At 60.5% G+C, this 13,884-nt stretch carries 13 protein-coding genes; all 13 read left to right on the top strand.

Annotation, left to right across the window (positions count from 1 at the left end; genetic code table 11):
- The first annotated feature begins 2 nt into the window (after positions 1-2).
- The 13 genes from AC559A_RS04640 to AC559A_RS04580 all read left to right on the top strand — a co-directional run bounded on the left by AC559A_RS04640 (position 3) and on the right by AC559A_RS04580 (position 13,884).
- Entirely contained in the window at positions 3-800 is a 798-nt protein-coding gene (locus AC559A_RS04640; protein ID WP_498816510.1) for a HesA/MoeB/ThiF family protein, read from the top strand.
- A 343-nt stretch (positions 801-1,143) separates the two neighbouring features.
- Entirely contained in the window at positions 1,144-1,428 is a 285-nt protein-coding gene (locus AC559A_RS04635; protein ID WP_498816509.1) for a UxaA family hydrolase, read from the top strand.
- Between the two features lie 3 nt (positions 1,429-1,431).
- On the top strand, positions 1,432-2,592 hold the full coding sequence (locus tag AC559A_RS04630; RefSeq protein ID WP_028572786.1) for a UxaA family hydrolase: 1,161 nt from the start codon (positions 1,432-1,434) through the stop codon (positions 2,590-2,592).
- Between the two features lie 189 nt (positions 2,593-2,781).
- Positions 2,782-3,063, top strand: a complete 282-nt coding sequence (locus AC559A_RS04625) for a type II toxin-antitoxin system ParD family antitoxin (protein WP_028572785.1) — start codon at positions 2,782-2,784, stop codon at positions 3,061-3,063.
- A 111-nt stretch (positions 3,064-3,174) separates the two neighbouring features.
- Positions 3,175-3,987 (top strand): class II fructose-bisphosphate aldolase, encoded by an 813-nt coding sequence (locus tag AC559A_RS04620; RefSeq protein ID WP_498816508.1) that lies wholly within the window; start codon positions 3,175-3,177, stop codon positions 3,985-3,987.
- A 67-nt stretch (positions 3,988-4,054) separates the two neighbouring features.
- Positions 4,055-4,294, top strand: coding sequence for a DUF4143 domain-containing protein (locus AC559A_RS04615; RefSeq protein ID WP_498816506.1), 240 nt, complete (start codon positions 4,055-4,057; stop codon positions 4,292-4,294).
- Between the two features lie 101 nt (positions 4,295-4,395).
- Positions 4,396-5,337: a permease gene (locus tag AC559A_RS04610; RefSeq protein ID WP_498816505.1), complete on the top strand. Its 942-nt coding sequence runs from the start codon at positions 4,396-4,398 to the stop codon at positions 5,335-5,337.
- A gap of 13 nt (positions 5,338-5,350) precedes the next feature.
- On the top strand, positions 5,351-6,376 hold the full coding sequence (locus tag AC559A_RS04605) for a TIGR03943 family putative permease subunit (protein WP_498816504.1): 1,026 nt from the start codon (positions 5,351-5,353) through the stop codon (positions 6,374-6,376).
- Between the two features lie 5 nt (positions 6,377-6,381).
- Entirely contained in the window at positions 6,382-8,142 is a 1,761-nt protein-coding gene (locus AC559A_RS04600; protein WP_498816502.1) for an acetylpolyamine amidohydrolase, read from the top strand.
- Between the two features lie 114 nt (positions 8,143-8,256).
- Positions 8,257-8,400, top strand: a complete 144-nt coding sequence (locus tag AC559A_RS04595; RefSeq protein WP_156932960.1) for a hypothetical protein — start codon at positions 8,257-8,259, stop codon at positions 8,398-8,400.
- A gap of 117 nt (positions 8,401-8,517) precedes the next feature.
- The gene (locus AC559A_RS04590) at positions 8,518-11,217 is read left to right on the top strand and encodes a glycosyltransferase (protein WP_498816501.1); all 2,700 of its coding nucleotides are present in this window, start codon (positions 8,518-8,520) and stop codon (positions 11,215-11,217) included.
- 19 nt (positions 11,218-11,236) lie between these two features.
- On the top strand, positions 11,237-11,767 hold the full coding sequence (locus AC559A_RS04585) for a DUF2062 domain-containing protein (RefSeq protein ID WP_498816499.1): 531 nt from the start codon (positions 11,237-11,239) through the stop codon (positions 11,765-11,767).
- A gap of 200 nt (positions 11,768-11,967) precedes the next feature.
- Positions 11,968-13,884 (top strand): sulfatase-like hydrolase/transferase, encoded by a 1,917-nt coding sequence (locus AC559A_RS04580; RefSeq protein WP_498816498.1) that lies wholly within the window; start codon positions 11,968-11,970, stop codon positions 13,882-13,884.

Below are 13,884 nucleotides of genomic sequence, written 5' to 3'. Positions count from 1 at the left end.
TTATGACCCAGCCCTCGGCGCAAACCCATCTTACTGACAGCGAGATTCTGGAGCGTGCTCGTGAGTCCGGTCGAACGATTCGCCAGGAGGTGTTGCTGGCCCTGGAGCACGGCGAAATGCCCCTGCGCTACCAGCGCAACGGCCAGTGCCTGAGTCCTTCGGATCAGGCCATCCTGGCCCGGGCGCACGTGGTTTTGGTCGGATGCGGCGGACTTGGCGGGCACGTCCTGGAGTCCTTGGTCCGGACCGGAGTGGGCCGGATCACGGCCTGCGATCCGGACGTCTTTGAACCGAGCAACGCCAACCGCCAGCTCTTGGCCACCACGCGAGCCATGGGCCGTTCCAAGGCCCAGGCGGCCCAGGCCCGGGCCGGTGAGATCAATCCCCTGGTCGAAGTGACGGCCGTGGCCGAGGAAGTGATCCTGGATCGGCTGCACGGGGCTCAGGTCGTGGCCGATTGTCTGGGAGGAGCGTTGCATCGCCGCGGCCTGCAAACCATGGCCGCCCAGGCCGGAATCCCCCTGGTTTCCGCGGCTGTCTCCGGCTGGAACGTGCTGGTGGGCAGCGCGTGGCCCGGAGAGCCGGGGCTGGGCGAGTTCATGAGCAACGGTGCCGGGCCTTCGGCGGAACAGCTTCAGGGCAATCCCTGCTCCACGGTGGCCCTGGCCGCATCTCTGCAAGCCACGGAGTTGATTCACATCCTGCTCGGGATTCCCTCCGCCTTGCGCGGGAACCTGCTGATGGTCGACCTGGTTGAGATGCGATTCTCTACGGTCAGTCTGCACACGCGGGACGGTTGATATTTCGTAACTGCTCAAAAACTTGTGGCGAGCTTGGCCTGGATGCCCGCCTGCGCGGGCATGATGAGCTTGGCAAAACGTGTCTCTCCAAGTCATTCCCGCGCAGGCGGGAATCCAGGGAGCAAGGGAACTTTCATATTATGCCCCGCTTTTTTGAGCAGTTACGATATTTCCTTGGTCAAGCCCGGGATCTGACCAAGGGCGTCGCTCGACGACGCGGCCTCACCGGAGAGAGTGGGGCGTTGGAACATTATGGTAAGGTTTGGGCCGGATGGCCGGCAAGGGGGCAGGATGGAGGTCCTGCTCAGGGTAATTACGTATCAACCACTTGAAGGAGGCCAGTATGGCTATCGATTATCTTGTGCACGAGGCCGCAGACGGCGTGGGCGTCGTTGTGGTGGAGGGAGTGAAGGCCGGTCAGGAGATTACCGGCTGGGTGATGAAGGAAGACCAAACCGTCAAGACAAAGGTCCTCAACGACATTCCCATCGGCCACAAGCTGGCCCTGAAGGATTTCGCCGCGGGCGACACGGTCATCAAGTACAACACGGATATCGGGAAAGTGGTCGCGCCCATCAAGAAAGGCGAACATGCCCACGTTCACAACATCAAAACCAAAAGGTGGTAAGTCATGGAGACCAAGTTTCTCGGATATCGTCGTGAAAACGGCCGCGTGGGAGTGCGCAACCATGTGATCATCCTGCCCCTGGACGACCTGTCCAACTCGGCCTGCGAGGCCGTGGGCAACAATGTCAAGGGCACACTGGCCCTACCCCACGCCTATGGACGGTTGCAGTTCGGCGAGGATCTGGAGCTGCATTTCCGCACCCTGATCGGCACCGGCTCCAACCCCAACGTGGCCGCCGTGGTGGTCATCGGCATCGAGCCCCAGTGGACCAACCGGGTTGTGGAAGGCATTGCCAAGACCGGCAAACCCGTGACCGGGTTCGCCATTGAGCAGAACGGGGATTTCAACACCATCTGCGCCGCGTCCCGCAAGGCCATGGAATACGTGCAGTGGGCCAGCGAAATCCAGCGCACCGAGTGCGACGTGAAGGAACTGTGGATCTCCACCAAGTGCGGTGAGTCCGATACCACATCCGGCATCGCCACCAATCCCACCGTGGGCAATGCCTACGATAAACTCTACGAGCAAGGATCGACCCTGCTCTTCGGTGAGACCACGGAGCTGACCGGCGGTGAGCACCTGGTGCTGGAGCGCTGCGTCAATGACGAGGTGCGCAAACAGTTCCAGTTCTACTTCGACCGCTACGCCAAAGTCGTGGACGACAACAAGACCAGCGATCTGTCCGACTCCCAGCCCACCAAGGGCAACATCGAGGGCGGCCTGACCACCATCGAGGAAAAGGCCCTGGGCAACATCCAGAAGATCGGGACCAAGGCCCCGGTGGTCGGCTGCCTGGACAAGGCCGAAACGCCCACCGGCCCCGGCCTCTGGTTCATGGACTCCTCCTCCGCGGCAGCGGAAATGGTCACCCTGTGCGCCGCCGCCGGCTTCGTGGTCCATCACTTCCCCACGGGCCAGGGCAACATCATCGGCAACCCGATCCTCCCGGTGATCAAGCTCTGCGCCAACCCCCGGACCCTGCGGACCATGAGCGAACACTTCGACGTGGACGTGTCCGGCCTGGTGCGCCGGGAGATCAACCTGGATCAGGCCGGCGACAAACTCATTGACATGACCCTGCGCACGGCCAACGGCCGCCTGACCGCCGCCGAAGCCCTGGGACACCGGGAATTCATCTTCACCCGGCTGTACGAGAGCGCATAGTTCGTTGTCGCTGCCTTCGCCCAGAATCGCTTCTGTTCCTGGGCAGTAACCGCACTAGGCGGAACATGCCACAAGGGAGGGTCTCCCTCCCTTGTGGCACATCAAGTAAGAGATATTTAAAAAGATCGACCCCATTGCAACTTTGTCGGCATGTTGGCAGAATACGCCAACATTTTTCGGGAGGTTGCCATGCCAACACGGAATGTCGTCCTGACAGACCATCAAACTCAATTCGTGGAACAGCTCGTCACGTCGGGCCGCTATCAAAACGCCAGCGAGGTGCTGCGGGAAGGACTGCGCTTGGTTGAACGGCGTGAACAGGAACAAGGTTTGCGTCTGCAAGCTTTGCGTGAAGCCGTTGCTGTCGGTATTGCCGATATTGAATCCGGGCTGTTTACCTCCTTTTCATCCGCGGACGATTTACAGGCTCACTTTGCCGAGCTGTTTGCGCATGCTGAAAAGTCCTGCTGATGCCGTCCTGGACAATACGACTTGCCCGGAAGGCAGAGCAGGACGTTGCCGAAATTTTCGCCTGGACTGCCGAGCGCTTTGGCCTGGGCCAAGCCCAGATTTAGACCCCTCATGCCGCTTTGCAATCTCACCCAATGCCTGAACGCCCTCCCCCCGAAAGCGGCAGTGGGCTGTTTCAGCGTCTCCAACCTGGAAAGCCTGCTGGCCGTGGTGGCTGCGGCGGAGGCGGAGGGCAAGCCCGCCGTCGTTTCCTTGGATGAGAGTGATCTGGGGGACGGGAAACTCGGTCCTCTGGCCCAAGCCGCCTTGTTCGTGGCCCGGAGAGCGGACGTGCCCATGACCGTGCATCTGAACCACGGGCGGTCTTTGGCCGGAATCCGCGAAGCCCTGGAACTGGGGCTGCCGTCGGTGATGTTCGACGGTTCCGGGCTGGCCCTGGAAGAAAATATCCGCCTGACCCGTGAAGCTTGTGAACTGGCCCATGAAGCCGGGGCCGAGATCGAAGGCGAATACGGCCCGCTCCTCGTCCAATTCAAGGATATGGATCCAGTGCTGGATTTTCTGGAGCGGACCGGAGTCGACTTCCTGGCCTTTTCGGTCCCCAAGGGGCTGCCTCATTCCGAATATGCCGAGCGCATCGCCCTGCTGGCCGAACTGACCGTCAGGACATCCGTCCCCCTGGTGCTGCACGGGGCCAGCCGCTTGCCGGTTCCCGTGTTGCAACAAGCCCTGCGGCACGGGGTGCGCAAGATCAACGTGCATACGGAAATCCTGCGCGCCCTGGCTCGGGGGATTCAGCAGGGACAGCGCCGGGAGAGCGCGGAGAATCCCCTGGTTTGGCTGGAAGCGGCCGCTGAGGAAGTCCAAAGCGTGGTGCGCGAGCGTATCCGGTTCTATTCCGGAATTGCGTCGTCCACCCTTTGATTTCTCTTGTACTCGTTCCACTAACCCAAGCCATCCGAGCAAGAGTTGACGAAGCTTCCACGCTTATGTGGTGATTGCCGTCGACAGCCACGCAATCGGCTTGGTATTTGAAGCGGGCGAGGTGCTGTATGCGGTGGAAGTCAAGGCCGCCAGCCGTCCCGACGCCAGGGACGTCAGAAACCTGAATGAGTTTTCCTCGCCCAAGGGATTGAAAGTCCGACGTGTCCTGTTCTACACGGGTGAAGACTATGCCACTGTGGACAACGTCGACTTGATTCCCGTCGCGGCTTTGTTCAGGGGGCGATAGCCGTAGGGGCGACCGGCCGGTCGCCCCTACACCAAGCGGATGACGGAAAGAAGGCGTTGCGATTTGTCAACCAATACTGAGCCATCCCCGTACTTCCCAGGATGATTCCGCTTTTCTCCTTTACCAACAACCCTCCCAGCCCCATGCTCGACGCCCTGTTACACGCCAAGATGATCTTTCTGAGCATCGTCTTTGAATCCTTTCCCTTCATTCTCCTGGGAGCGTTATTTTCCTCCCTGGTACTGGTGCTCATTCCGGAGCATTTTTTCCGGCGCTGGCTGCCGGAGAATCCCTGGTTGTCCCTGCTCCCGGCGGTGCTGCTCAGTGCTCTGTTTCCGATCTGCGAGTGCGCCATTATTCCGGTGATCCGCAGCCTGGTGCGCAAGGGCATGCCGTTGGCCGCCGGGGCGGTCTTCCTGGTGGCCGCGCCGGTGCTCAACCCGGTGGTGGCGGCGTCCACCCTGTTCGCCTTTGGCCTGAATCCGGACGTGCTTATCCTGCGTCTGGCTCTGTCGGCCGTGGCGGCCTTGTTTGTCGGTTCGGTGGTCTGCCTGCTGCGCGGCAGATTGGAGAAAGACTTTCCCCGCGAGCTGCCCATGGACCACGGCCATGGGCCCAAGAGCCTGCGGCGGGCCGCGACGTGGCACGAGATCGCCCGGCACACCTCGTCCGAATTCTTCACCGTGGGCTGTTACTTCATCTTCGGTGCGCTGATCGCCTCCCTGTTCCAGACCTTTCTGCACCAGGCCGTGCTCCTGGACATCGGTTCCGCGCCGTGGTCCTCCACCGTGGTGATGATGATCCTGGCCTACCTCTTGTCCCTGTGCTCAGCGGCGGACGCCTTCGTGGCGGCATCCTTCGGCGCGGCCTTCACCCTGCCCTCACTGCTGGCATTTCTGGTCTTCGGCCCCATGCTGGATCTCAAAAACACGGCGATGCTCGTGGGCTATTTCCCGTCCCGGTTCGTGGCCGTGTTCATTCTCAGTGGAACCCTGACCGTCTTTCTTTTGGTCATGGGCTTGCATTTCCTGGGCGTCCAGTGAGATATTACCAAGCATGACCACCGTGAAGCGCTGCTCCCGTGATGCCGGCCCAGACCGCGACCATGAACGGCATGGGCTTTCTTTTGAGGTGTTCCAAGTCTTGTTGCTTCTGGGCTTGGCCGCCCTGCAAGCCGTTTTGTTGTTCAGCGGGGCCATCCATCTCTACCAGGCCCCGAAAATGCAACCATTCGTGATTTTTTCCACCGCGGCGTTCCTGGTGATGGCTTTGCACGGTCTATGGGTTTTGTTGGTTCCAAAGGCCGGGGCTGACGCCCGGTGCGGTTGCAGCCACGACCATGAACCGTCCCCGGTCGGCAAGATCGCCATGGCGGTCTTGTTCGGACTGGTCCTGATTACTGGCTTTTTTTTGCCGCATCAGATTCTGGACAGCAGGGTGGCTGAAAAGAAAGGCATTGCGCTGAGCCGTTCACCGGCTCCGAGCGTCTTTGGTCCGGAGCGGATTCCCGGCCTGCCTCCGGAAAACCATCTGTTCTTCCAGGAGGAAACGCCCTGGGACAGCGGACAGGCCATGGATTTCGAGCCGACGGGAACGGACATGGAAGAAGAACAGGCTCTGCTCCGAGAAGAACTGGGCATCTGGTACGACCGCGAAATCTACCAGGAACTGACCGAGGATCTCCTGGCCCGGGAAACCTTGCGTGTCACCGATGCAGACTTCCTGGACGCCATGCTGATCATCTCCGCGTACCTGGATCGCTTCCAGGGCCGAGCGGTGGTATTTACCGGGTTTGTGTACCACGACGGGACCATGGCGGAAAACGAACTGGCCGTGGCCCGGATCTCCATTACCTGCTGTCTGGCCGACGCCACGGTCTACGGCCTGCTGGTCCAAGCGGAGCAGCCGCTTCCGCCCAATGATTCCTGGGTCCGGGTTCATGGGCGGATCGGCGCGACGCGATTCATGGAAGAGGACATCCCGATGATTCTGGCCGACCGCCTGGAAATCATCCCGGCCCCGGACCAGCCCTATGTCTATCCCCGCCTCTATTCCAGCTACGTTTTCGAGGACGGAAGCTGACGATTATGTTCCGCATTCGCCGCGTTCAGGACGCCACGTGGCCGGGCGACGCCCGGGTCATCGCCCAGGTCCAGGAAATTCTGCGCGAGCAGTTTCCGTTGCTTGGGCCCGAGGACGTGGCCAAATTGCCGGAGCAATTACTCAATCCGCTGAAATTTCGTTTTCGGACCATCCTTTTCGCCGCGGAGGGATCGGACAATCGACTGAAGGGCTTTGCCCTGTTCATGCACGCCCCGGATCTGCGCTTCGGGTACCTGGATTTCATGTCCGCGGCCACCATGCAGACCGGAGCGGGCGTGGGCGGGGCGCTGTACGCCAGGGTCCGGGAAGAGGCCAAAGCCTTGGAGTTGACGGGAGTGTTCTTCGAGTGCCTGCCCGATGATCCGGCCTTGTGCGCCGATCCGGCCATCGTGCGCCAGAACAAAGCCCGATTGCGTTTTTACGAACGCTTCGGGGCCAGGCCCATCGTGGGCACGGCTTATGAGACGCCCCTCAAACCCGAGGACACCTGTCCGCCGTATCTGGTGGTCGACCTCCTGGGCCGGAATAAGCCATTGCGCCGCCGGGACGCGCGAAAGATTGTCCAGGCCATCCTGGAGCGCAAATACGCCGCAAGCTGTCCGCCGGGATACGTGGACATGGTCGTGGCATCTTTCGAGGACGATCCGGTGCGCATCCGCGATCCGCGATACGTCGCGGCGGATGTGGATCGGCCAGCATCACCGACGTGGCCGGAAGGGGCCGTGCTGCAACAGGACAAAAGCATCGCCCTGGTGGTCAACGATCGGCACGACATCCATCACGTCCATGAACGGGGATACGTGGAAGCGCCGGTGCGTATCGAGTCGATTCTCAAAAAAATCGAACCTTCGGGACTGTTTCAGCGCATCAACGTGCGGCACTTCGGCGAGGAGCACATCCTGGCCGTCCACGACCGGAAACTGGTGGAGTATTTGAAACGGGCCTCGGCGCGGCTCAAGCCGGGCGAGTCGGTCTACCCCTACGTGTTTCCGATCCGCAACCAGGCCAAACCGCCCAAGGAGCTGCCGGTTCGGGCCGGATATTTCTGCATCGACACCTTCACGCCCATCAATCGTAACGCCTTTCTGGCGGCTAAACGGGCCGTGGATTGCGCCCTGACAACGGCCCAGGCCCTGCGCGAGGGCTACCGCGCCGCCTACGCCCTGGTGCGGCCTCCGGGACACCATGCGGAACGTCGAGTTTTCGGAGGGTTCTGCTATTTCAATTCCGCCGCCGTAGCCGCTCAGAGCCTGAGCCGACACGGTCGGGTGGCTGTGCTGGACATCGACTACCATCACGGCAACGGCACCCAGGACATCTTCTTCCATCGCCCGGACGTGCTCACCGTTTCCCTGCACGGACACCCCCGCTTCGCCTACCCGTATTTCAGCGGATATGAAGAGGAAAAAGGAGCAGGACCGGGCGTCGGCTTCAATCTGAACTTTGCCCTGCCGGAAACGCTCGGCGGCGAGGAGTACCGCGAGGCCCTTTCCGCGGCTCTGCGTCGGATCAGCAAGTTCGCCCCCCGGACCTTGGTGATCGCCTTTGGACTGGATCCGGCCAAGGGCGATCCCACCGGGACCTGGGGGCTGACGGCCAGGGATTTCGAGCGCAACGGCCGGATGATCGGCGAACTGCGCCTGCCGACCCTGGTGGTCCAGGAGGGCGGCTACCGCATCCGCTCCCTTGGAACCAACGCCAGGCACTTTTTCGTCGGCTTGGCCGCCGGGCTCTTCAGTCGCTAGACGGACTCCCTTCCTCTTTGCCGCGAATCGTGACCAGCTCTTGACATCCGCTGAAAAAAGTCTCAATGGCTCAGCCGCAATTCCACTTACCCAACCACTAAGGTAGCTTCGGCCATGCCTGTCAACCCCGCTCAGCTCCGCATCACTGCCCAACCCACCGGGCATCACCATCACTCCGTGATGATTCTGATATTCTCGCAGTCAGGCGACCACCACGTCCGCTCGAACAAGATCATCAACGACCTTTCCTCCCCCTAGACATCCCGTCGCACCCGGACATCGACGGAGCCTCCGTCTCTTTTCGCTGCTTTTTCCCAGGCGCACGCCCATTCCTCTATGTCGCGCGTCCTCTCTGGATGCGAGCGAGCATTTCACATGCCCAAATCCTATTTGCCAGCAGGCCAGGCCACGACGAATCTGGCAGTCATCTTGACCATTCTGGCCATTCATTCTGGAATCTGGTGGTTTTTCAACCGCCCGATCACTCAGCAGCAGGACTGGCTGGGGCCAATTCATGGCGTATCCTTCAGCCCCTACCAGTCAGGGCAGGACCCGTTTCTCGACATCCACCCCAGTGCCCAGGATCTGCGCGCCGACCTTCGGCTGCTCCAGGGAAAGGTCCGGGAGATTCGCTCCTACGGTTCCACCAATGGCCTGGAACAGATCCCGGCCCTGGCCGCGGAATTTGGGCTGGCTGTCACCGCCGGGGCCTGGCTGGATGCAAACCGATCAAACAATGTTCTGGAACTTCGCAATCTGCTGCGCAACGCCGAGGCCCACGCCAATGTGAAACAGTTGATCCTGGGCAACGAAAGCCTGTTGCGCGGGGATCTGACCGTGGCGGAACTGGGACGCTACCTCCGGGAGGCCAGGGAGCGGACCACCAAGCCCCTGAGCACCGCCGAGCCCTGGCATGTCTGGATGGACCACCCTGAGCTTGCCGCGCAGGTGGACTTCATTGCCGTCCATATCCTGCCCTACTGGGAGGATATTCCGGCGGACATGGCCGTGCAGTGGGCTCTGGACCGTTACGCCGACGTGGCGGGCGCCTTTCCCGACAAACGGATTCTGGTTGCCGAAGTGGGCTGGCCCAGTCACGGCGAACGCAACGGCCCGGCCAAACCCGGCCAGGACAGGCAGGCCGGGTTTCTTCGCGAGTTCCTGCCCGCGGCTCAAAAGCTCGGCATCGAGTACTATGTGATGGAGGCCTTTGACCAACCCTGGAAACAGCCCATGGAAGGTTTGGTGGGAGGACACTGGGGCATCTTCGACCAGAACCGCCAGCCCAAGTTCGCCTGGACCGGACCCATCGTCCGCTCCGCGACATGGGGCCTGGAATGTGGCGCGGCCTCACTTTTAGGCGTGCTGATGCTGACCGTTTATCTGCGTCGCCGTTCCAATGCTTCGGCAATGATGATTCTCCCTTTCGGCCTACTGCTCCAGGCCGCGGCAGCCACGTTGGTCTGGTACGCGGGCGCGCCGCTGGGGGAGGCATTCTCCCGCCTGGAACTGGTCGTCTGGCTGGGCCTGTTCCCGCTGAATCTGGCCTTGCTCACGGTCGTCCTGACCAACGGCTTGGAAATGGAACGGCTGCTGACCCCGGGAAGACCCCTTCGTGGTCCGTCAGCGTTCGTGGACCCTCTCGCCGTTCCGCCCAAAGTCTCTTTGCATGTGGCCATCTGCAACGAGCCGGTGGGCATGGTTCTGGAAACGTTGAGCAGCCTGGATGCCTTGGATTATCCGGACTTCGAGGTGCTGGTGGTGGACAACAACACCACCTCATCCGCTGTGTGGCGTCCGGTCCAGGAATTCTGCAGGGCCCGGGGCCACAGGTTCCGGTTCTTCCATTTGCGGAAATGCAAGGGGTTCAAGGCCGGCGCCCTGAATTTCGCTTTGTCCCGCACCCATCCGGACACCGGTATAGTCGGCATCGTGGACAGCGACTACATTGTCCGCCCGGACTGGCTGCGCACCCTTGTGCCCTCTTTTGCCCAGGATCCGGAGCTGGCCCTGGTCCAGGCTCCCCAGGACCATCGCGGATGGGAGAAAAACACGTTCAAAACCATGTGCAACTGGGAATACGCCGGTTTTTTCCAGATCGGCATGGTTCATCGCAACGAGGACAACGCCATCATTCAGCACGGCACCATGTCCCTGATCCGCCATGAAGCCCTGCGCACTGCCGGTGGCTGGTCGACCTGGTGCATCTGCGAGGACGCCGAGCTGGGTCTGCGGTTGATGGCGGCAGGTCACCGGACCCTCTATGTGCCCCAGAGCTTCGGGTGGGGACTGACCCCGGACACCTTTTCCAGCTACTGTAGTCAGCGGTTCCGGTGGGCCTACGGCGCCGTCCAGATATTGAAACGGCATTGGCGGCGGTTGCTGCCCTGGGACCGGAACAGCGGCCTGACCCCCGCCCAGAAGTACCATTTCCTGACCGGCTGGCTGCCCTGGTTCGCGGATGCGGCGCACCTGATCTGCGTCACGGCCAGTCTTTTCTGGGCTTCGGGAATGCTGCTTGTCCCGAACTGGATCGGCACCCCGATGTCCGTTTTCCTGCTGCCGGTTGTGGCCGCTTTCGGCTTCCGCCTGCTACAGTTCATCTGGCTCTACCAAGTCCGGGTGCGCTGCGGTCTGCCGCGCATTCTGGGCGCGGCCCTGGCCGGAACCGCCCTGATGCACACCATCGGCAAGGCCGTGCTTTCGGGACTGACAACCTCGGACAAGCCGTTTCTGCGCACTCCCAAGAGCGAGACGGCGTCCGGTCTGCTCCGGGGACTGTCCATGGTCCGCCAGGAGGCGCTCCTGGCACTCCTGCTCTGGATGGCGGCCGGCGGGCTGGCCCTCAGCCGTGGATTCGCGGACGGGGATGTCAATTTATGGATGGCCGTACTGGTCATGCAGTCCTCGCCCTATCTGGCAGCCGTGGCCGTGGCCCTGGCCAACGCTCTATCGACACAATCGGACGACGACCTGCAGCGGAGCGCCACTCCAGTCCCGTCAAGCTCCCTGTTGCGGCTGCGTCATCGGTCAGCGGCCCGACTGGCGACAAGTCTGTTGCTGAAGGCAAAATAAGGAGAGAAAAGGAATATTGATGACTGCTTTCACGATCAGCTTTTCCCAACGCCTCTCTGAGCGGATTCGACAACCGAACGTTTCCGTCCGGTTTCAGGGCTGGCTGGCTCGGCATCCCCGGGCCACCAGGCTCCTGAACCAAAGCGGTGCGCTGCGGCCTGATCCCGAAGCCCTGGCCCGGGGTGTGGCCGTGGGCCTGTTCATCGGCCTGACCCCGACCTTCGGCGTGCAGACCGCGCTCATCGTTGCCGGCTGCATCCTGTTGCGCGGGAATGTCTGCACTGCCCTGGCCGCGTCCTGGGTCTGCAACCCCCTGACCATCGTCCCGCTCTACTGGAGCTTCCACGCCCTGGGTGAAGCCTGTTTTCAGAGCCTTCCGGTGTTCGCAGCCTCTTCTCTCGCCCCGCAAGCCTGGGACGTGGGCGATGATTTGCTGTTCACGGCTCTTGGCAGCCTGATCATGGCCTTTCCCTTGGCTGTTTTTGGCTACCTGGCAGCCCTGCGGGGCGCAGGGCGGTTTCTTTGCCAGGGTGCCGTAACTGAGTGTTGAAAAAGTCCTTATCCGGCAGTCCGTTCAAAACCCCAAGTGCAAGGAGCAAAAAAAGTTCAAGGTCGAAGCGTATTTATTCATACGTGAGAGTTTGAACTTTTTGCAGCGACGCAGCAATTGGGAGTTTTTCAACGGACTGGTAAACCGATCCCAGAAAAACGAAGTGTGACCCTTCCCTGGATATCCTCACCAACCCACTCATGACCCCGGCGCAACAGATTCTTCTCTCCCTGGTTTGCTACGCCATCAGTGCACGGCTGCTCTCCGGATGCCTCCGGGTGCGTCCGGTCCGCTACGGATTCGGGCTCAGCGGCTTCTGTCTGATTCTGGCTACAGGCGTTTTTCTGATTGCCGACTCCTTCACCACGGTGGGGATCGATGAGTCCGTGACCTATCACCTCCGGTTCGGTCTGGCCGGAGCCGGCTTCGGGGAATACTCCGGCAGCGTATACGCCGGGATGGCCATGCTTTCTCTCGCAACCGCGGTAGGCTTTCTCTCGGCCTGGAGGCTCCGGCCGATTCCGGGCAAAACAGCACATCCCAGAAGCTGGACCGCTCCCCTGATGCTGGGCGCAGCGTTCCTGGTCAATCCAGGCATCCAGGACATTTCCAGGCTGGCGACCCAGCCTCTGAAGCAGACTTCGGACAAAAACCGTTTTTCCGACCTCTACCATGTACCACATATTGCCCCGGGGACAGGGCAGCCAAAAAACCTTGTCTACATTTACGCCGAAAGCCTGGAACGGACCTACTTCGACGAGTCCCTGTTTCCCGGGTTGATTCAGGGGCTCCGGGAGATGGAGCAAGAAGCCCTGTCTTTCACTGGGGTGGAACAGATCAGCGGCACTCATTGGACGATTGCCGGCATGGTCGCCAGCCAGTGCGGCATCCCGTTGGTTACAGCTTCCGGGGGAAATTCCATGTCCGGCATTGATCGATTTTTGCCCGGCGCAACCTGTCTGGGCGACGTGCTGCAAGCCCAGGGATACGCTCTGACCTTTCTTGGAGGAGCAGATCTGGAATTTGCCGGAAAAGGCAAGTTTTATGCCACCCACGGATTCTCGGAAATTATGGGCAAATCCGAACTGCAAAGCATGTTGGAAGATCCGGCTTACGTGAACGAGTGGGGACTGTATGACGACGTGTTGCTGGAATATGCCTTTAAACGCTTTGAACAACTGTCCCAGGCGTCCAGTCCGTTCGCCCTGGTCCTTCTGACCATGGACACCCATCATCCCAGGGGCCATCTTTCCAGGAAATGCGACGGCATGCGCTACCAGACCGGCGACAACCCCGTACTCAATGCCGTAAAATGCTCGGACTATCTGCTTTCCAAATTCGTCCGCGACGTGATGCGCTCTCCCCATTGGGAAAACACGCTGATCGTCATCGCCTCGGATCATCTGGCCATGGGCAATACAGCCACCCATCTTTTGGATCAGGGGAACCGGAAAAACATGTTCATGGTTATTGATGCAGATCACGGAAACGGAACGACGATCGACAAACCGGGGACGACCCTGGACATTGCCCCAACCGTCCTTTCATTGCTCGGCTTCGAAGTGCCCTTATTTGGTCTGGGCCGCGGCCTTCTCAGCGTCGAGCCCACCTTAGTCGAGCAAGAGGGTGATTTAAAGCAGACGTTGAGCAGCTTGCGATCTGAGCTCGCCCTGCTTTGGGGGTACCCCGTAGTTCAGGAGGGTATGCATATAAAAGTTTCGCAGCGTCGGTTGCATGTCGATGAACGGGTTTTTCAGCTGCCGACACTTTTGCATTTGGGTGAAGGCGGTGAAATTCTTGACGTGTTCTTCGAATACCAACTTTTTGACTACTCCGAGAAACTGGCATCCTACTTCGCGCGAATGCAACACGACGACGTCGTTGTCTGGGTCGATTTCTGTCAGAATTTCACAGGCCCGGACTTGGAGTTCGAAGAGGATTCATTTTGTGTTTACTTGGGTAAGGTCGACGATGAAAAGCCGTTTGTAACGCCCATAACCGATGAGTTGCATATCTCGATGGAGTTGCTGGGCCAGTTTTTGAAATGGCCAGCAACGCCTTGGGTTACGGATCGGCGTATAGATCGACTGAATGAAGTTGGTTGTCTCGATTCCTGA

The sequence above is a fragment of the Desulfonatronum zhilinae genome (assembly GCF_900182865.1).
Lineage (GTDB): Bacteria > Desulfobacterota > Desulfovibrionia > Desulfovibrionales > Desulfonatronaceae > Desulfonatronum > Desulfonatronum lacustre.
This window is presented reverse-complemented; position numbering and strand designations above follow the sequence as displayed.